At 71.4% G+C, this 19,386-nt stretch carries 16 protein-coding genes; 4 read left to right on the top strand and 12 right to left on the bottom strand.

Annotation, left to right across the window (positions count from 1 at the left end; genetic code table 11):
- Positions 1-53: 53 nt before the first annotated feature.
- The 10 genes from MKK68_RS04985 to MKK68_RS04940 all read right to left on the bottom strand — a co-directional run bounded on the left by MKK68_RS04985 (position 54) and on the right by MKK68_RS04940 (position 11,735).
- Complete coding sequence (locus MKK68_RS04985) at positions 54-1,157, bottom strand: M16 family metallopeptidase (RefSeq protein WP_244029094.1); 1,104 nt, start codon at positions 1,155-1,157, stop codon at positions 54-56.
- A 173-nt stretch (positions 1,158-1,330) separates the two neighbouring features.
- A complete protein-coding gene (locus MKK68_RS04980; RefSeq protein WP_244029092.1) occupies positions 1,331-2,692 on the bottom strand; it encodes a M16 family metallopeptidase in 1,362 nt (453 codons plus the stop codon).
- A 102-nt stretch (positions 2,693-2,794) separates the two neighbouring features.
- Positions 2,795-3,493: an energy transducer TonB gene (locus MKK68_RS04975; RefSeq protein WP_244029090.1), complete on the bottom strand. Its 699-nt coding sequence runs from the start codon at positions 3,491-3,493 to the stop codon at positions 2,795-2,797.
- Positions 3,494-3,514: 21 nt separating this feature from the next.
- Positions 3,515-3,703 carry a hypothetical protein gene (locus MKK68_RS04970; RefSeq protein ID WP_244029088.1) on the bottom strand — a complete coding sequence of 63 codons (189 nt, stop codon included), beginning with the start codon at positions 3,701-3,703 and terminating at the stop codon, positions 3,515-3,517.
- A complete protein-coding gene (gene exbD / locus MKK68_RS04965; protein ID WP_244029086.1) occupies positions 3,700-4,134 on the bottom strand; it encodes a TonB system transport protein ExbD in 435 nt (144 codons plus the stop codon). The genes MKK68_RS04970 and exbD overlap by 4 nt, the downstream gene beginning before the upstream one ends.
- A 4-nt stretch (positions 4,135-4,138) precedes the next feature.
- Positions 4,139-4,921 carry a tonB-system energizer ExbB gene (gene exbB, locus MKK68_RS04960; protein ID WP_244029084.1) on the bottom strand — a complete coding sequence of 261 codons (783 nt, stop codon included), beginning with the start codon at positions 4,919-4,921 and terminating at the stop codon, positions 4,139-4,141.
- Positions 4,922-5,109: 188 nt separating this feature from the next.
- On the bottom strand, positions 5,110-5,853 hold the full coding sequence (locus MKK68_RS04955; protein WP_244029082.1) for a YitT family protein: 744 nt from the start codon (positions 5,851-5,853) through the stop codon (positions 5,110-5,112).
- Complete coding sequence (locus MKK68_RS04950) at positions 5,846-6,985, bottom strand: PLP-dependent cysteine synthase family protein (RefSeq protein WP_244029080.1); 1,140 nt, start codon at positions 6,983-6,985, stop codon at positions 5,846-5,848. The genes MKK68_RS04955 and MKK68_RS04950 overlap by 8 nt, the downstream gene beginning before the upstream one ends.
- A gap of 13 nt (positions 6,986-6,998) precedes the next feature.
- Positions 6,999-9,089 carry an ABC transporter ATP-binding protein/permease gene (locus MKK68_RS04945; RefSeq protein WP_244029078.1) on the bottom strand — a complete coding sequence of 697 codons (2,091 nt, stop codon included), beginning with the start codon at positions 9,087-9,089 and terminating at the stop codon, positions 6,999-7,001.
- A 210-nt stretch (positions 9,090-9,299) separates the two neighbouring features.
- Positions 9,300-11,735, bottom strand: coding sequence for a TonB-dependent siderophore receptor (locus MKK68_RS04940; protein WP_244029077.1), 2,436 nt, complete (start codon positions 11,733-11,735; stop codon positions 9,300-9,302).
- Positions 11,736-11,956: 221 nt separating this feature from the next.
- Between MKK68_RS04940 and MKK68_RS04935 the strand changes: the two genes are divergently transcribed.
- From MKK68_RS04935 to MKK68_RS04925, 3 genes are all read left to right on the top strand, one after another.
- Positions 11,957-13,060, top strand: a complete 1,104-nt coding sequence (locus MKK68_RS04935; protein WP_244029075.1) for a TlpA family protein disulfide reductase — start codon at positions 11,957-11,959, stop codon at positions 13,058-13,060.
- Positions 13,061-13,449: 389 nt separating this feature from the next.
- Positions 13,450-14,571 carry a TlpA family protein disulfide reductase gene (locus MKK68_RS04930; protein WP_244029073.1) on the top strand — a complete coding sequence of 374 codons (1,122 nt, stop codon included), beginning with the start codon at positions 13,450-13,452 and terminating at the stop codon, positions 14,569-14,571.
- Between the two features lie 71 nt (positions 14,572-14,642).
- A complete protein-coding gene (locus tag MKK68_RS04925; RefSeq protein ID WP_244029071.1) occupies positions 14,643-15,776 on the top strand; it encodes a TlpA family protein disulfide reductase in 1,134 nt (377 codons plus the stop codon).
- A 305-nt stretch (positions 15,777-16,081) separates the two neighbouring features.
- Here MKK68_RS04925 and MKK68_RS04920 read toward each other — a convergent pair whose 3' ends face one another.
- Together MKK68_RS04920 and MKK68_RS04915 are read right to left on the bottom strand one after the other, a co-directional pair.
- Positions 16,082-17,044 carry a DUF4880 domain-containing protein gene (locus MKK68_RS04920; protein ID WP_244029069.1) on the bottom strand — a complete coding sequence of 321 codons (963 nt, stop codon included), beginning with the start codon at positions 17,042-17,044 and terminating at the stop codon, positions 16,082-16,084.
- A complete protein-coding gene (locus MKK68_RS04915) occupies positions 17,041-17,553 on the bottom strand; it encodes a sigma-70 family RNA polymerase sigma factor (RefSeq protein WP_244029067.1) in 513 nt (170 codons plus the stop codon). Before MKK68_RS04915 ends, MKK68_RS04920 begins: the two co-directional genes overlap by 4 nt.
- Positions 17,554-18,788: 1,235 nt before the next feature.
- Here MKK68_RS04915 and MKK68_RS04910 point away from each other — a divergent pair.
- Positions 18,789-19,376: a TadE/TadG family type IV pilus assembly protein gene (locus MKK68_RS04910; RefSeq protein ID WP_244029065.1), complete on the top strand. Its 588-nt coding sequence runs from the start codon at positions 18,789-18,791 to the stop codon at positions 19,374-19,376.
- Positions 19,377-19,386: the final 10 nt, after the last annotated feature.

Here is a 19,386-nt window from a genome sequence, read left to right as displayed (position 1 = left end):
TCTCGATGCGCGCCTCGCGGGCGCCGGGCCGGCGGGATGCCGTCCCGATCCAGTCAGGCGTCGGCTGCGGCCGGCGGATCGCCGGCGATCGTCGTGAGCATCGCCCCGTCCCCGAAGAGGCGGCCGATCGCACGGGCCGCATCCTCCGTCGTGATCGCGGCGATGCGCCGGTTGCGCGCGTCGAGCCAATCGCGCCCCCGCCCCTGGACCTGCAGGGTGAGGAGCAGCTCGGCGATCGACACCGAGGTGTCGAAGTTCAGCCCGTAGGCGCCGATCATGGCGCTCTTGGCCGCCTCCAGCTCGTCCGGGCCGATCCCGTCCGAGGCGAGCCGCGCGACCTCGTCGGCGACGACGGCCAGCGTCTCGCCGACCCGCGCGTTGGCGACCGAGGTCGAGACCCTGAGCGTGCAGGCCGCCGCGGCGGCGTCCAACCCCGACCCGATCGCGTAGCACAGGCCACGCTTCTCCCGGACCTCCCGCATCAGGCGCGCGGTGAACGTGCCGCCGCCGAAGCAGTGGTTCACGACCTGCGAGGCCGTGAAGTCCGGATCGTCGAGGCGGATGCCGGGCCGTCCGAGGACGATCGCGGCGTTCGGGACGTCGAGGCGGACGACCTCGCGCTCGCCCAGGCCGGCGAGCGCGACGGGCGGCGTGGCCGCCGCCTCGCCCTCGGGCAGGTCCGCGAAGGCCTTGTCGAGCAACCCTGCCAGCGCCTCCGGGCCGATCGCCCCGACCACGGCGACGAGGAGGCCCGTTCGGGTGAGCATGCGGCGATGCAGGGCGACGACGTCGGCGCCGTCGATCGCCTCGAGGCTCGCGAGGTCGCCTGCGGCCGGGCTCGCGTAGGCGTGGCCGGCAAAGCCCCGCGCGAAGAACGCCAGATGCGCGGTCTGGCCGGCATCGGCGAGGCTCTGCCGCACGCCGGCGGTCGCCGCGGCGCGCACCCGCGCCAGGGGCGCAGGGGCGAAGTGCGGCTCGTTCACCGCGAGCCGCAGGAGCGCGAAGGCCCTGTCCACCGTGCTGGACTGGGTCCGCAAGCGCGCCCGCAGGCCGTCCCGCTCCAGGCCGAACGACAGGCGGATCGCGTCGTCGGCGAGCGCCCGGCCGAAGCCCTCGCTGTCGAGGAGGCCGGCGCCCTCCGTGAGCAGCCGGGCCATCAGCAGCGCGGTGCCCGCCTTGCCCGGCGGGTCGAGCGCGGCACCGCCCCGGAAGCCGATGCTCGCCGACAGGATCGGCAGGGCGTGGTCCTCGAAGAGCTAGGCCTCGATCCCGCCGGGGCTGCGGACCGATCGGACCCGCTCGGCGAGGGAGACGGGGGGGACGTGGATCGTCATGGGATCGCCTCTCGGGGGAGTCGGGCCGCTGCGGCGTCGTCGCGGAGGTAGCCGGACACGCCGGTGCGCCGGTCGAGCGTGAGCAGGGCGGCCCGCAGCGCCTCGGGCGTCACCGCCTCGACGCGGGACACCCAGGCGCCGATGGCCTCGAGGTCGAGCCCGCAGGCGAGGAGGGTGCCGTACCATTGGGCCAGCGACGACTGGCTGTCGCGCTCGTAGAGCGCCGCGGCCACGAGGTGACGCTTGGCCCGGACGACGTCCTCGGCCGCGAAGCCGGACTCGGCGAGCGCGCTCAGGATCTCCTCGACGGCCTCGTCGAGCGCTTCGGGCGTGGTGCCGGATGCGGGCACGCCCGAGATCGACAGCTGCGCCTGCTCCAGCATGTGCGCGCCCGAGTACCCGGCGCCGATCGCCGTCGCGCAGCGGCGCCCGACGACGAGCCGGCTGTGCAGGACGGAGGTCGGGCCGTGGCCGAGGAGGACGGCCAGCACCTCGAAGGCCTCCGCCTCGCCGGGCCGGCCCGTGCCGTAGGACGGCACGGCGAACACCCGCACCATGTGCGGCTGGCGCACCTTGGCGTCGGCGAGCGTGATCCGCCGTTGCGCGCGGACGGGCGGATCCTGCACCCGGCGGCGCTCCGGCGCGGCCCCGGCCGCCGGGATCGCCCCGTAGGCGGCCTCGGCCATGGCATGCACCCGCTCCGGCTCGGCGTTGCCGGCCACGACCAGGATGGCGTTCGACGGCGTGTAGAAGCGCTCGTAGTACGCGAGGGCGTCCGCGCGCCCGAGGCCCTCGATCTCGTGGCGCCAGCCGATCACCGGGCGGCCGTAGGGATGGGCGGGGAAGGCCGCGCTCGCGACGGCCTCGCGCAGGAGCGCGCCCGGGTCCGAGTCACAGATCATGCCGCGCTCGGCCAGGACCACGTCGCGCTCGCTCGCCACCGCCTCGTCCGTCAGGACGAGGTTGCGCATGCGGTCGGCCTCGTAGGTCATGCAGAGGGCGAGGTGCTCGGCCGGGACGCGCTGGAAGTAGCAGGTGAAGTCGTAGGCGGTGAAGGCGTTCTCCTGGCCGCCCAGCGCCGCCAGCACCTCGGTGAAGTGCCCCGCCGGATGGGTCCGGGTTCCCTTGAACATCAGGTGCTCGAGGAAGTGCGCGATGCCCGACTTGCCCGGCGGGTCGTCGGCCGCGCCGTTGCGATACCAGAGCATGTGCGTGACGATCGGGCTGCGGCGATCGGGGATCGCGACGACCTGCAGGCCGTTGGCGAGCCGGGTGCCGGTCACCGAAAGGCCCGGGGACGCGGCGCCGCCCGGATCGAGGACGGGATCGACGCGATGCGGGCCGGTCGAAGGGATCATGGGAGGGGCCTCTGCGGGAAGCCGCGGTTCGTCCGCGGCGGTCGGAGAGCGGGCGGGCGCGACCGCTCGCCCTCGAGCGGGCACGTGTCGGGCGACGGGGGCCTAGCGGCGGAACACGAGCGGCACCGTCAGGCTGGTGGTGCGGCCGCCGGGCGGCGGCGGGTAGGGGGCGGCCCGGTACATCACCGCCATGGCCTCGGCGTCGAAGGCGGCGTTGCCCGAGGAGGTGACCAGCCTGACGCCGGACGCGCTGCCGCCCGCCCCGAAGGTGACGGCGACCACCGCGACGCCCGTCTGGCCGCGCGCCTCGGACGGGAAGCGCTTGGCCCGCACCATCCTGGCCCGGACCTCGTTCTGCCAGCTCGCCCGCGAGGCCTCGCTCACCGCCGACCCGGCGGCGGCGGCCGCGGTGACGTCGGCCGTCCGCCGATCCGACCGCGGCCCGCCGCCGGCGCGCGCGGCCACGCTCGGCTTCTCCTTGCGCTCGACCGGCTTGCGCGTCTCGACCGGCTTCGGCTTGCGATCGACGGGCTTGGGCTTCTCGACCGGCTTCTTCGGCTTCTCCTTATCGACCGGCTTCTCGGCCGTCCTCGCCTCGGGCGGCTTCGGAGGCAGCACGGCCTGCGGCTTCACGTCCGGCGGGGGCGGCGGGACGTCGACGACCGGCTCGGGCGCCGGGGGCGGCGGGGCCTCCTCCACCGGCTCGGGCTCGGCCTGCGTGCGGGCGTCCGCGGGCGGCCCGGTGGTGGTGTTGTCGACCTCCGAGCGCGCGGTCACGGCGATCGGGGACAGGGTGATCATCACCGCCGCCGGCATCTCCGGCTAGGCGGGAGGCGGATCGTCCCGGCGGGTCAGGAGGAGGTAGAGTCCCGCATGCAGGCCGAGGGTGAGGCCCGCCGCCGCCGCCCAGCCGAGGATCCGCCCGGGCGACCGGGTGCGGCTCAGCGCCTCCCGGCGCAGGCGCACCGCCTCGACGGCGCGCACGAAGGCTTCCGGCGGCGGGTGGATCATGGCTGCCCCCCGCCGACGTCCTCGAGGCCCACGAGCCCGACCTTGAGGTAGCCCGCCGCCCGCAGGAGGTTCATCACCCCCATCAGCTCGCCGTAGGGCACGCCCCGGTCGGCGCGCAGAAAGACGCACTCGTCCTTGTTGCCCTTGGTCGCCGCGTCGATGGCGCCGCCCAGGGCGGCCCGATCCACCGCGTCCTCGCCGAGCGCCACGGTCAGGTCCGACCGCACGCTGACGAAGACGGGCTTGTCGGGACGGGCCTGCTGGGGCGCGCTCGCGGTCGGCAGCTCGACCGCGACGTCCACCGTCGACAGGGGGGCGGCGACCATGAAGATGATCAGCAGCACCAGGATCACGTCGATGAACGGCGTGATGTTGATCTCGGCGTTCTCGGCGAGGTCGCCGTTGGCGTGGGATCCGAGCCGGACGGCCATCGCGCTACTCCGCCGCCACGCGCAGCCGGGCGGCCTTGCCGGGCGCCGGGAAGGTGCCGGCCTCGCGCCGGTCGAGGTCGCGCGACAGGTGGCGCATGATCAGGGCCACCGCGTCGGTCGCCAGCATGCGGTAGGCGACGACGCTGCGCGCGAGCCCGTTGTAGATTACCACGGCGGGGATCGCCGCGACGAGGCCGATGCCGGTGGCGAGCAGCGCCTCGGCGATGCCGGGGGCGACCACCGCGAGGTTGGTGGTGTTGGAGTTCGCGATGCCGATGAAGCTGCGCATGATGCCCCAGACCGTCCCGAACAGGCCGACGAAGGGGCCGACCGAGCCGATCGTGGCCAGGATGGAGATGCCGACCGCCATGCGCTTGGCGGCGGCCGCCTCGATCCGCTCGAGGGCGATGGCGACGCGCTCCTTGATGCCCTCGCTCGGCAATCCCTGGGAGAGGGCGAGCTCCTCCTCGGTCTCGACGAGGAGCTGCGCCCCGAGGCCGTGCCGGACCTGACGGGCGGCGTCGTCCAGGCTCGTCGCCGCGCGGATCGCCGCGAGGCTCGCCCGCAGGCGGCGCTTGGCCAGGAGAAGGCCCAGCGCCCGGGCGAGCAGGATCGTCCAGGTCAGGACCGAGGCCGCGGCGAGCAGCACCATCACGCCCTGCACCACCGGGTCCGCGTTCAGGAACATGCCCAACGGCGAGAGGTCGCGGTGCGGCTTGGCCGCCGGGGCCGGCGATGCCCCGGCCGCCGGCGGCGCGGCGGCGGCCGCCTCGGGCTTGACCTCCACGCCGATCGTGGCCGGAAGTACCTCTACGGTCGGCGCCGCAGGCGACGCGACGGCGTCGGAGGCGGGGACAGGGCCTTGCGCCTGCACCGGCAACGACCAAAGCGCCGCCAACAGACCGAACGTGCTGGCGATCCGCCCTATCGTTGCTCTCGCCCGGCCCCCGGTGCGATGGCTCGTCAGTATGCGCATTATCTCGTCCCCCTGCAGCCAGGAACACGTCGGTCCCACCTGTTCTGACGGACGAGGCTGGAAAAGCGACAGCTCGGTGACGCAGTTTTCGAGGGTTCGTGCATGCCGGTGCGCAGCACCCGGGTGACGCCGACGTAGCGGTCCGCGCGGTGGTGGACGACGAGCACGCCGTTCATCACGATCGCGCCGAGGACCGAGAGGACGAGGTTCTGGGCCGGCAGAAGGCAGGAGCCGGCCGCGAGGATCGCGAGGTCGCAGGCCATTTGGACCCCGCCCGCGCGCAGGCCGTAGCGTGCCTGCAGGTAGACTGAGAGCATGCCGATGCCGCCGAGGCTCGTGTCGTGCCGGAACAGGCACAACAGCCCGACGCCAATCAGGGCGCCGCCCGCGACCGCTGCGAAGGTTGGATCGATGGCGGCGATCTCGAGCCAGCCGGCAGCCTCCCGCGCGACCACGGATTCGAGCGTCACGGCGAGCAGCGTGCGCAGGACGAAGGCGCGTCCGCTCGTGCGCAGGGCGAACCCGTAGAAGGGCAGGTTGAGGAGGAACAGGCCCAGCCAGAGGGGCACCGGGCTGATGAAGGCCAGCACCTGCGCGAGGCCGACGACCCCGCCCACGAGCAGCGCAGCCCGGGCGTAGAGCACCACGCCGAAACTGGCCAGGAGCGTCCCGACCAAGATCCCGAGCCCATCCTCCAGGACGCTGTGACGGCGGGCGGGTCCTGCCTCGATCGGTTCAGGCATGTGCGGAGCTCCGAGGGGGCGGCGCGAGCGTCGGCCCGACCGGCGCGACGCCCGCGAGGAAGGCGGCCATGGCGCGCATCGGCTCGCGCAGGTCGAGGCCCCGGGCCGAGACCCATGCGTCGTCGAGATGCGTGCTGCGGTAGCGCTCGCCCGAATCGCACAGCAGGGTGACGACCGAGCCGCTCTCGCCGCGCGCCGCCATCCCGTCGATCACCTGCGCGCAGGCCCAGAGATTGGCGCCCGTCGAGCCGCCGCACGAGCGCCCCAGCACCTCCGCCAGCACCCGCGCCGCACCGAGGCTCGCCGCATCCGGCACCGCGACCCAGCGGTCGATGAGAAGCTGCAGGAAGGACGGCTCCAGCCGGGCCCGGCCGATGCCCTCCACGACCGAGCACGGCCCGCGGGCGGAGGTCACCGCGGGATCGGCGAGGTGGCGGTGGAACACCGAGGCCTCGGGGTCGGCGAGGCAGAGGCGCGTCGGATGGCCCCGGTAGCGCAGGTAGCGCCCGATCGTCGCCGAGGTGCCGCCCGTCCCCGCCCCCACGACGATCCAGGCCGGCACGGGGAAGCGCTCCCGCGCCAGCTGGCCGAAGATCGATTGCGCGATGTTGTTGTTGCCCCGCCAGTCGGTCGCCCGCTCGGCATGGGTGAACTGGTCCATGAAGTGGCCGCCGGTCCCGGCCGCGATCCGCGCGGCCTCGGCGTGGACCGCGGCGGGATCGTCCACGAAGTGGCTGCGGCCGCCGAAGCGTGCGATCTGCGCCACCTTCTCGGCCGCGGTGGAGGCCGGCATGACCGCCACGAAGGGCAGCCCGAGCATCTGCGCGAAGTAGGCTTCCGAGACGGCGGTCGAGCCGCTCGACGCCTCGACGACGGTGGTGTCGCGCCCGATCCAGCCGTTGCACAGCCCGTAGAGGAACAGCGAGCGGGCGAGGCGGTGCTTCAGGCTGCCGGTCGCATGGGCGGATTCGTCCTTCACGTAGAGGTCGATCCCCCCCCGGCCGGCGAGCGGCACCCGCAGCAGGTGCGTGTCGGCGCTGCGTGCCGCTTCCGCGCCCACGGCGTCGAGGGCGTCCCGCAGCCAGCTGCGGTCCGGGGTCGGGCGGTGCCCGTCGATCGAAGGCTCCTGCATCGGGCCGCGGCGCTCAGGCGGCCTGCGCGGCGGGCGGGCAGCGGAAGCCGTCGCCGTCGCGCGGCACGTCGATCCGGCGTGCATGGTGGGCGATCAGGCTGTCGCGGTGGCCGATCGAGATCAGCGTCGTTTGCGGCAGCCGCCGTTTCAGGGTCTCGTAGACCTGGCGCTCCAGCGCCGGATCCATCGCCGAGGTCGCCTCGTCGAGCAGCAGCCAGTCGGGCGTCGCCAGCAGGGCGCGCGCGATCGCGACGCGCTGCCGCTCGCCGCCCGACAGCGTCTGCGACCAGTTCTCGTCGCGGTCGAGCGAGGCGGCGAGGTGGCCGAGGCCCGCGTCGCGGAGCGCGGCGGCCACCGCCTCGTCCGCGAAGGCGTCGGCCGGCGCCGGGTAGCTCACCGCCGCCCGCAGCGAGCCGACCGGGAGGTAGGGCGCCTGCGGCAGCACGAGGAGGCTTGCCCCCTCCGGCAGGCTCATCCGCCCGCTCCAGTGCGGCCAGATCCCGGCCAGCACCCGGAACAGCGTCGACTTGCCGGTGCCGGACGGCCCGGTGATCAGGACGTTCTCCCCGGGCACGAAGCGCAGCGACAGGCCCTCGGCCAGGGCGGTCCCGTCGGGCAGGCGGATGGCGGCCTCCGCCAGCGCGATCGCCCCGTCCCGGCCGACCTCCACGCGGCCGCCCCCCGGCGCCGCCATGCGGTCGAGGGCGTCGTCGAAGCTGGACAGGCGGTCGATGACGGCCTTCAGCGCGGCGAGGCTCGTGAACCGCGCGGAGAAGAAGGTCAGCGCGGCGGACACCGACCCGAACGCGGCGGCGGCCTGGCTGAGGTCGCCCAGCGTCACCTGATGCGTGAGGAACAGGGCGCCGAGCGCGATGTAGGGCAGATTGTGGCTCAGCAGCGTGCAGGTCACTTGGAAGAGCGAGAGGCCGGCCGTCATCACGATGATCGCGTAGGCATTGCGCTGCACGTGGCCGAACAGCCGGTCGGCGATGCCGGCTTCGGTGCGCCCGCCGGCCATCAGGGCGATCTGCTCGCCGTACTCGCGCAGGCGCGCGAGGCCGTAGCGGTAATCCGCCTCGACGTGCTGGCGGCGGAAGGAGAGCGGGATCAGCGGGCGGCCGATCGCGATCGTGACCGCCGTGATCACCACCGCGTACAGGACCGCGGCCCAGAGCAGCAGGCCGGGGATGACGATGTCCGGCCCGAACGGGCGCAGCTGGTCCGAGAGCTTCCAGAGGATCAGGGCGTAGGCCAGGAACGAGCTGAACGTCGCGATCACGCTGAAGGTGAGGTCGACGACCCCGGAGCCGCCGCCATGGCCCCCGTCGATGAAGAGCGGAACGTCCTCCTGGATGCGCTGGTCCGGGTTGTCCGTCCCGGGGCCGGCGAGCCCCATCCGGTAATGCGCGCCCGTCGCGATCCAGCGCCGGGTGTAGTCCGCGCTCATGCTCCGGCGCCAGCGCACCGCCAGGAGCGCGGTCAGGATGTGATGCAGCAGGAAGAAGCAGAGGTAGGGCAGCGTCCAGAGCGGAACCGTGACGAGGAGCGTGTGCCAGAAGGTCGGGCCGTCATAGGCCTGCAGCGCGTCCATGAAGCGCGACGAGACGAGGAGCGTCTGGATCTGGAAGACGACGACGACCTGGTTGAGGAGCACGATCACGACGACGCCGACGCGCGCGAGCACCCGGTCGGGGATCGCGAGGGGCCGGCCGAGGATGCGGATGTGCGTGCGCTCCGGCGAGGCGAAGAAGCGGTCGGCGATCGAGAGCGCCCGGCGCACGACCGGGAGGCCGGCCAGGGCGCGCAACGCCGCCACCGACAGGCAGAGCGTCATCACCACAGGCTCGGAGACGGTGAGCGCCGGCGGCCGGTCGGCGAGCAGGCCCCCGGCATCGGCGAGGACGCTGAGCGCGAGGACGGCCGCCTCGCAGCCGAACAGGGCCATCAGCACCCGGTGGAAGGCCGAGACGGGCCCCGCGCGGAAGCTCGCCGCGGCGGCGAGGACGAGGAAGCCACCCAGCAGCCGGTGGGACCCCAGGCCGAAGCCCTCGGCCGAAAGCACCGCCGCGGAGGCGGCGATGAGGATGGCACCGAGCCAGATCATGAAATTGTCCTCGACGATTGGTGCCGGCCCGCCGGGCCGGCATGAGCGACCTGCGGGTCCCGCTGCGAGAGCCGCGCGTCGCGAATCGGCCCACGGCCCACGGTCCACGGCCCGCCCGGGCCGAGGGCCCGCGCCCGGCGTCGACCCGACCGCGTCGTCGACGGGGCCGGGGCGCCTGGCGCGGCGGGGACGTGCGGTCGGTCGCGATGGTCAGAAGCGGTAGGTCGCCTGCAGCGTCACGTTGCGGCCCTGGATGGGGGCCAGGTAGCTCGTATTTACAGACGGGACGAACGCGTACTTGTTCGTGATGTTGTTGAGCTTGAGGCTGACCGTATAGTCGGGCTGCTCGTACGAGATCGCGGCGTCGAAGGTGTCGTATCCATTGATGCGGTACGCCGTCGCGCGATCGGGCGTGATCAGGAAGGTTCCAACGTAGCGCACGCCGCCCCCGAAGGTCAGGCCGGCCAAGGGGCCGTCCTGCAGCGTATATGTCCCCCACAGGCTGGCGAGATGCTTCGGCCGGCCATAGAGATCGTAGGCGCCCGCATCCTGCCCGTTCTCGAAGGTCTGGCTGGTGAGGCTGGCGATGATGTTGAGGCCGGGCAGAACCTCGCCCTGGGCCTCGATCTCCATGCCCTTGCTGTTCTGCCCCCCCACGAGGATCGACGTCAGCCCGCTCGGATCCGCCGGATCGGTGATCGAGACGTTCGAGCGCACGAGATCGTAGAACGACGTCGTCAGGTTGAGGCGCTTGTCGAACAGGGCATAGCGCGCGCCGACCTCCGCCAGATCCCGCTGTTCGGGCGGGAGCACGTTGCCGGAACTGTCGATGGCGCTGGTGGGAACAAAGCCGTTCGATCGATTGCCGTAGACGGTCATCCAGGGCGTGACGTCGAACGCCGCACCGGCGACCCAGGACAGGCCGCTGCTGCTCGCCGCCCTCGTGCGCGCGTAGTTGAAGCGTGGGATTGAGACTGTGTTCAAGGTGTCTTGGGTATCGTGCCGGACCGATCCGAGGATGTGAAGCCGATTGTCGAGCGTGTCGACCTTGTCGAGGACGTAGAGTCCTTGCGTGGTGGCTGTAAGCTTGCCAGTGTAAACGGGACTATCGTTCAGAGTTCGCCTCGGGAACTCGGGCAGCCCCGTCGCCAAGCTTGCACTGAACGGGGCGTTGTATGGGCTTTGACTCGTTCGCGCATTCAAGTAGTCGTAGCCGAACTTCAGCATCTGCTTTGCAAATTCGTTCTCGTATTTCATCGTTACATCGAAGCGGTCATTGGGGCTCACGACTTTCACGTCGACCCCAGTGCGCTCGAACGGAAACGGGTCGGCGAGGGATCGAATTCTTCCGAGAGGATCGACGTTCGGCACATGGTAAGAAGACCTGAGGTCGGACCATTCGAAGGTGTTGTTGAGCGTGACGTCCATGCCGAAGATGCGCCCAACGTCGTAGGACTGCTTCGTGGACAGGACCAAGCTGTCGTTAATGCCTCCGAAGTAATCGTTGCCGATCGGCAATCCGCGCGGCAGCCGGACGATCGGCCCTAAGGCTCCCGAAGCGAGGGTCGGGATGAACGCGAACGTCGTCGGTGCGACCCGCGTCTGGGTGTAGCGCAGGCCCGCCTCGACCATCAGGTCCTGGCCCTGCCAGCGGATTGTCGGGGCGACCAGGATCTCGTGGGGATCCTTGTATCCAGCGTAGTTCTGGTCGGCGTGGTTGCCGGACGTGACGAAGCGGTAGGTCGTGCCCTCCAGCCCTTCGACGCGGCCGCCGAGGTCGGCGGCGATGGTCTTGTAGTTGTAGGAGCCGTAGCGGACGGTGAGGTTGCGGATCGTCTCGCTGGTCGGCTGCTTCAGCGCCACGTTGACGAGGCCGCCCTCGTTGCTCGTGCCGTTGAGGATCGAGGTCGGTCCCTTCAGCACCTCGACCCGCTCGACGGCATCGATCGGGACTTGGTCGGCGGTGCCGTTGGTCATGCCGTTGACGGTATAGCCGGCCCCGGAGAAGCCGCGGATGGTGAAGGTCGGGCGGCCGATGCCGTTGGACGCCGGAGTGAGATTTACGCCGGCGATGTTCTGGACGGCGTCGGTCGCCGTGGTGATGACCTGGGATTCGAGCACCTTCTGCGTCACGGTCGAGACCGAGATCGGGATCTCGCGGGCCGGCGCGTCGCCGATGCGGATGGTTTCGCCTGCATCCCCCGGCTGGAAGCCCTGGTCCCCGTGCGAGCCGCCGGGGATGCCGCCCGCATCGGTGACGTCGATCGCGGCGAGGTCGGCACCCGCCGGCACCCCGGCCACGGGACCCGACGCCGCGCGGATGGTGAGGCTGCCGCCGGCGCCGGGCGCGACCAGCAGGCCGGTGCCCGCCAGCGCCTGGCCCAGCGCCGCCTCGACCGACTCGCGCCCGCTGATCGGCCCGGCCATGCGGCCCCGGGCGAGAGCGGCCGGGAAGACGATCGGCCTGCCGGCGGTGCGCGCGATGCGGGTGACGACCTCCGCGAGATCGCCGCGCGGCACGTCGAAGGCATAGACCGTCTGCGCCTGCGCCGGCCGGCAGCCGCCGGCCAGGGCGAGCGCCAGGGCCCCCGCCGAGACCGCGCCGCGCACGCGCCGTCCCACCGTGCCGAAAGTGTTCGCCGCCATCGTTGGCCCCCGCCTTTTCAACCCTCTTGCCGAGCCTGACGGACGAGCCCGCGAAACCGTCAGCGCGCCGCGAAATATTTTTGGGTCGAGGCGGAACCTTTTTGCGCGGCGCCGGGCGGATGGTCGCGCGGATGGCCGCTGACGCTTTGCCGATCTCGTCCGACAGGGCTTGCGGGCGCCTGCTCCCTGCGCCCCGAGATCACGACGAGAAGGACACACCCATGTCGATCGCTGAGTTGCTCGTCGGCGACGCCGCGCCGACACTCGAGCTGGCCGAGTTCCTGAAGGGCGAGCCGGTCGACGGCTTCGCGCCGGGGACGACCACCGTCGTCGAGTTCTGGGCGCCTTGGTGCGGCCCCTGCGTAAGCGGCATCCCCCACCTCTCGGCGCTCCAGGCGAGATACCCGCAGTTGGTCGTCCTCGGGGTCGCCGTGCAGCCCTGGGGGGATGTCCAGGGCTTCGTGCGCGGCCAGGGCGACGCCATGGCCTACCGGGTGGCGCTGGACTCGCCCCCCGCGGAGGGCAGGAGGACCGGCCCGACCCATCGGGCCTGGTGCGATGCGTCGTTCCAGACGGGCATCCCGGCGTCCTTCATCGTCGACGGCGGCGGGAGGGTTGCTTGGATCGGCCATCCGATGGAGCTCGACGAGCCTCTCGCGGCGATCGTCGAAGGCCGCTGGGACCTCGCTGCTGAGGCCGAGGCGTACCGGGACAGGATCGTGCGCACCAAGGTGCGCGAAACGGCCCGGATGTTCGACGAGGCGTCTCGGTGCCGTGAGGCCGAGGACCGGGCCGGCGTGGTGCGCGCCTTCGACGAGACCTTCGCCGTCCATCCGGAACTCGAGCGGAAGTACTCCACCTTCAAGCTCCGCGCGCTGTTCTCGCTCGATCAAGCCGAGGCGGTCACCTACGCGCGGCACCTGATCGCGGCGGCTCCCGGCGGCGACGAAACCCCTTTTTCGGTCGGATCCGTCCTGTGCGGCCTCGTGCAGGGCGACCTCGATGCCAAGAAGCCGGTCGATCCGGCGGTCGCCGCCTTCGCGGTCGAGGCCATGCTGCAGGCGGAGCACGCCGTCCTGACCCAGTGCGATGGCGCGGCGGAGCGGGTCTGGGTTCTGACGACCCTCGCGCAGGCGCTGCTGACCGCGGGGCAGGCCGACGCGGCGCAGGCCCGCGCCCGCGCGGCCCGCGACCTCGCCGAGACGGCGGGCCTGGAGGCGGCGCGGCTGGCGAGGATGGACGCGCTGCTGGAGCGCTGCGCCGCCGCCGCCCCGATGCCCGAGATGGTCTGCGCGGACGGCGTCTGCCGGATCGGCCCGGCCTGACCGCGGCGTCCGGCCGGCGTCCGGCCCGCCCGATCCGCGAGACCCGCGCCAGGGGGAGCCCAGATCGATGTCGAAGGTGGAAGTGTTGCTGAGCGATCCCGCTCCGGGGTTGAGCCTCCCGCCTTCGTCGCGGGCGTGCCGCCCGGCCGGGTCTCGATCGTCGCGTTCCGGTCCATTGCCGAGCCTGTCGGACGAGCCCACGAGGCCGTCGGCGCTCCGCGCGATATTTCGAGGCCGGGACGGGACCTCGATGCGCGGCGTCGGGCGAACGGTCGTGCGGATGGCCACTGACGCTTTGCCGATCTCGTCCGTCATCTCTGGCAGGTGGACAGAGGCCGCCGAACGCGGGAGCGCCCGGCTTCCGGCCGCCGAGACCGAAGGGAAGATCCATGTCGAACACCGAGTTGCTCGTCGGCGACGTTGCGCCGAAGCTCCAGTTGGGCCCATTCCTCAAGGGCGAGCCGGTCGAGGCCGCCGTGCCCGGGACGGTCGCGGTCGTCGAGTTCTGGTCGCCGACCTGCGGCCCGTGCGTGGCGAGCATTCCGCACCTCACCGCGCTCCAGGCGGCCCACCCGGAGGTCGTCGTCCTCGGCATCGCCCTAGGTCCGTCGGAGCGGGTCAAGGACTTCGTGCACGGGCAGGGCGAGGCCATGGCCTACCGGGTGGCACTGGACGCGCCGCGCGCGGACGGAGAGGCGGGCGGCTCGAGCTACCAGGCCTGGTGCGAGGCGTCGTTTCGGAAAGGCATCCCGGCATCCTTCATCGTCGACCGCGGCGGGAGGATCGCTTGGATCGGCCATCCGATGGAGCTCGACGAGCCCCTCGCGGCCGTCCTCGAGGGGCGCTGGGACCTGGCCGCCAAGGCCGAGGCGTACCGGGATATGATCGTGCGCACCAAGACGCGCGAAGCCGCGCGGCTGCAGGCCGAGATCATGCGGCACGCGCGGGCCGGGGACCGGGCCGCCATGCTGCGGACCTATGACGAACACTTCGCGGCCGATCCCGAGCTCGAGCGGGTTGAGGGCAACGCCAAGCTCAGATTGATGTTCTGGGAAGGACGGCCCGACATTCTCGACTACGCGCGGCACCTGATCGCGGCGTCTCCCGGCGACGACAAGGCCCACTTTCAGGTCGGATCCATGCTGTGCCGCTCCGTTCAGGGCGACCTCGAGGCCAAGAAGCCGGTCGATCCGTCGATCGCCGCCTTCGCGGTCGAGGCCATGCTGCAGGCGGAGCACGCCGTCCTGGCCCGGAGCGACGGCGCGGGTGAGCGGGTCGAGGCTCTGGCGACCCTCGCGCAGGCGCTCCTGACCGCGGGGCAGGCCGACGCGGCGCAGGCCCGCGCCCGCGCGGCCCGCGACCTCGCCGAGACGGCGGGCCTGGCACCAGAATGGTTGGCCGGTACCGACGCGCTGCTGGAGCGTTGCGCCACCGCGGCCTCCGTGGCCGCCGCCGCGCCGACGCCCGAGATGGTCTGCGCGGACGGCGTCTGCCGGATCGGACCGGCCTGACCGCGGCGGCCCGCGGAAGAACCGCCCGATCCGCGAGACCCGCGCAGGGGGAGCCCAGAGCGATGTCGAGGATGGAAGTGTTGCTGGGCGATCCCGCTCCGGGGTTGAGCCTCTCGGCCTTCGTCAGGGGCGAGCCCGTCGCGGGCGTGCCCCCCGGCCAGGTCTCGATCGTCGCGTTCTGGTCCCCGGCCTGCCCGGTGTCCCGGGCCAGCCTTCCCTACCTGACCGCGCTCCAGGCCGCCCATCCCCAGGTCGCCGTCCTGGCCGTCGCCCTCGGCCGGCCGGATGCCGTGCGCTGCCTCGTGCGTGCGCAGGGGAGCGCCGTCCGCTACGCGGTGGCGATCGACGCGTCGCCCGCGCCGGGGGACGTCTACGGGCCGACGTACCAGGCGTGGTTCCGGGCCTCCTACCAGTCGGGCGTGCCCAAGGCCTTCATCGTGGATCGCGACGGGCGCATCGCCTGGATCGGGCCGCCCCTGCGGCTCGCCAAGCCGCTCGCGGCCGTCGCCGCCGGGTCCTGGGACCTCGCGGCCGTGGCCGAGGCGCACCGCGACGGGCTCGCGCGGGAGAAGGTCCGCGAAACCCGGCGGATGCACGCCGCGCTGACCGCATGCGGGCGGGCGGACGATCTCGCGGGCGGCCTGCGCGTCTACGACGAGACCTTCGCCCTGCACCCCGACCTCGAGCCCCGGTGGGGGTCGGGCAGGCTCGGGCTGCTTCTCGCGATGGGCCGCACCGATGCGCTGGCCTACGCGCGCTGGCTGACCGCGTTCGACGCCGGAGACGGCGAGGTGCTGCTGCGCGTCGGCGCGGCGCTCGTCGGCGCGCTGGACTTCGCCGCGATCCGGGGCGCCCCGGCCGATGCGGCGCGCATCGCCCTGGCGCTCGACGTCCTCGACCGGGCCGAGCACGCCGCCGGGCCCGATCGCGCCGCGCGCATCGCGATGCGGATCCACGAGGCCCTCGCGACGGTCCTCCTCACCGCGGGCCGCTCGCGCGAGGCGCTGGCCCGCGCCTGTGCCGCCCGCGCGGGGGCCGAGACGGCCGGCATGCCGGCCGTCGTGCTCGGGCAGCTCGACGCCCTGGTCGAGCGCTGCCTGGACCGCCCGCGTCCGCCCCGGCCCTGCGGCTCGGCCGCGCCGGCCTCTCGACGCCGCGGCACGGGCGGACCCGAAGATCGCCCCCCGCTCACGGAGGACTCGTGAGCCAGGACTGCCCGCGCCCGCCTCGGCGGCGCACCGGCAGATATGATCGGGCGGGTATCGGCCTGTTGCGCTTCAGCGGGTCACGATGGCCACGACCGGCCGCATCGCGGCAACGCTGCGCCTGATCGGCATGCGGCGAGGTGGACCTGGGCGGCGGGCCCGATGCGCGTTCGGGGCATCCCCCTCGCCTGTCGGGACCAGGATTCGATCTGTCCGGAGCGGCACGGAGGCCGGGCGCGGCCCAAAACCCTCGGTCGAGCCTGCATCGCGGTGACGGGCGTCTCGCTCGGTCCGCGGAGCCGACGTCAGCTGTCGCGAGGCCGCAGCGTGACCCAGTATCCGGCGATGCGGTTGATCGACAGCCCGAGCGATTCGGCGAGGGCGTCGAGGGTATCGCTCGGATTGACCAGCGAGAACACGCCCGTGGCATGCAGCGACGTCACCGCGGGATCGAGCCGGATCACGCCCGGGAAATAGGGCCGGATGCCGTCGACGATCGAGCCGAGCGGCCGGTCCTTGGCGACGAGCAGCCCGTCGAGCCACGCGGTCGCGCTCTCGATGTCGAAGGCGCGCCGTCGGACGCGTCCGCCGGCAAACTCGATCTGCTCCCCCCGGCTCAGGCCGTCCCCGGCGCCGCCCCTCCCGACGCGGGCGGCGCCTTCGAGGCCCGACAGCGTCAGGACGCCCTCGCGCCTCTCGACGAGGAACGTGCCCGCCTCCGTGTTCAGGGTGACGTCCTCGACCTGGGCATGGAACGGGACGGAGCGCGCGGCGATGCGCATCAGCACCTTGCCGTCGAGGAGTCGCATGGCGCGCAGCCCCGGCTCGTACTGGAGGTCGACCGCGGTCCGAGGCGACAGCACGAGCTCGCTTCCGTCCACGAGGGTCAGGCGCTTCTGCTGCGCCGTCAGCGTGACCTGATCCGCCAGGATGTGGTTCAACGGCAGGAAGCGATCCGTCAGCGCGAGCCCGGCCGTGCCGATGCCGAAGACGCCGGCGAGGCTCGCGAGCACGGTCCGGCGTGACTGCCGCCGCTGCATGAGCCGCTTCGTCACGCTGCCGCGCACCAGACCCTGGCGAGCGGCCACGCCGCAGGGCAACAGACTTTCCTGAAGGCGGATCCAGACGCTCTCGTTGCGTTGATCCGCCTGCAGCCACGCCTCGAACTCGCGATACGCCTTCTCGGACATCTCGCCGGAATTGATCTCCACCATCCAGGCGATGGCGGCCTCGGCCCGCGGGTCGTCGAGCATCGTCGCCGCCGTCATGAGAACCGCGTCTCCCGCGCCGCGGCCGTCCCGATTCCTGCGTCGGCACACAGGGCGGCCCGGAGGCCCTGCGCCACGTACTTCCTGACCATGCTGACGGAGACTTTCAGCTCCGCGGCGATCTCGGCATAGGGCAGCCCGTCGATCTGGCTCATCAGGAACGCGGTGCGGGCCTTCGTCGACAGCCGTGCCAGCATGGCGTCGATCGCTCTCAGGGCCTGCACGACGATGAGGCGCTCCTCCGCGGAAATCTCCAAGGCTTCCGGCATCAGGGCCAGCTCCGCCTCGTAGGCGCGCTGGAGGTCGTTGCGGCGTCGCGCATCGAAGATGAGGCGACGCGCGATGGCGGTCATCATCGCGCGCGGCTCGCGCACGGAACCCGCTCCCGGCATCTGCAGCAGTGCCAGGAACACGTCGGAGGCGAGGTCCTCAGGCGGCACGACGGTCCAGCGCTGCCGGCCCAGCCACTTCATCAACCAACCGTTGTGCTGTCTGAACAGGCCGTCCATAACGGAGTTGTTTTGGCGTACAGAGGCCACACCCATAGATTCAACTCTAAGTCGACGCTGCCGAAGCACTCAGGCGACCGCAAAACTCATCGAACCGATTGTTCTACCTATATACCCGCGGTTGTACACGTGGAAAATCTTTCGCCCATGTTTCTGTGTAGCAGATCCCATGCCAGACTCGAGTCTTCCGGCTTGCCGAGGTGATCTCGTGATCCGATTTCGGCCGATCATAGCGTGATGTGTTGTGATTGGGCCGCAATCTGAACGACCGAGTCGCGAGATGGCCTCGGCGTTCGGATGGACACTGACCGAGCGGGGGACCAGCACTCGTTCGCAAGGATCGAGTCCTCGGCGTCGCCCAAGCCGTACCGCGACCGCGGCCAGGATTGCAGGACGATGATGGATAGCCGCGACAGCGTCTACCGCTCTCCTGCGCTGTCCGCGGCATCGAGACGGCCGGGTGCGACTTCCGCACCTCGAGAAACCGAGACCGTCGATCCACTCGGTAGGTCAGGCTCCGCCTCGAAAACGGGCAGCTTGCCCCGACGCCGCGCGACAGCAATTCGCCGTCCAATGCGTCGGTGCCGAAGACATCGAACGATCGATGGAAGTCTCCGGTTCTCTCGGCAGGTCGATGTTCGGCCGGCGTTGCGCGACGGCGGTGGCTGTGAGGCCGAAGGCGGACTTCATTTCGATCACGGCCTTTGCGACTATCGATCCGCGTGATCTGGCGGTGATTCAGCCTGATCCGAGCCGATCTCACGCTCGGCCGGGTCCGAGGTTCCCCCATCGGGGCGATCATCAATGCTGGAAGGCCGACTCGAAGATGATCCGGGCCCGGGTGAAGGCGCTCGGCGATTTGGACCGCCGATCGGGCTGACGCCCCGTCTTGGAGCACAGATCTTCCGGGGCAGTCGCGCATTCGTGAGCTTGCCGGCGAGGCTTCGGCAGATCCCGTTTTCCCGAAGTGATCCAGACGTCCTCCCGCCCGGCTCGGTCCGAAGGCCGCTGGCGAGGTCGGTGGAACGGCGGTGGCAACGGCGTCGTGGGACTCAAGATACTTCAGGTTATGCGATCATCGTCGCGCCGCCCAAGCTAAGATTTGCTACCTAGGTTCTTGTCCTATCGCGGTCCGTTGCTGAATTGACGGCGTGTTAAGAGCAGACGCCCCATGAATGATCTCGATCGGATGGGCCGGAATAAGCTCCGCGGCGGCCGAATGCTGAGAAGGTGCGATGTTCCGGGCGGTGATGCGGAGGTTCCGGTCCGGTGCCGCTCTCAGCGACGAGCGCGGCGCCGCTGCCGTCGAGTTCGCGATGACGGTCGTCCCGTTTCTCGGATCCGTCTTCGCGATCCTTCACGTCGCCCTGTATCATTTCGCGCTGCAATCCCTCGACGCGGCGACGCGCACCGCCTCGCGCCAAGTCATGACCGGAGCGGTGCAGTCCCAGGGGCTGACCGCCGACCAGTTTCGCACCACCCTGCTCTGTCCGGCACTGAGGATTCCGCTCAGCTGCGCCAACATCGTCGTGAGCATCACCAAGGTCTCGAGCGCCCCTGCGGCACCGAACATCGCCCCCTTCATCCGATCTAGCATTCCGGCGCTGGTTCCGGTTAATCTCGACAGCAGCAAGAGCACCTACTGTCTCGGAGTGTCCGGAGATTATCTTTTCATCGATGTATCTTATAGCTTCATCAACATAGGGGCATTCATTCAATCCGTCTTCGGCGATGTCCTGAAGAATTCGGTCGTCCTGCGATCGACGAACTTCATCTACAACGAACCCTTCCAATCCGCGACCGGAAGCTCGCAGTCGTGCTAGGGAAAGCCCG

The organism is Methylobacterium sp. E-016 (genome assembly GCF_022829745.1).
In the GTDB taxonomy this organism is placed as follows: domain Bacteria; phylum Pseudomonadota; class Alphaproteobacteria; order Rhizobiales; family Beijerinckiaceae; genus Methylobacterium.
The sequence above is the reverse complement of the archived record's forward strand: the minus strand, read 5'-3'. Positions and strand labels throughout refer to the sequence as shown.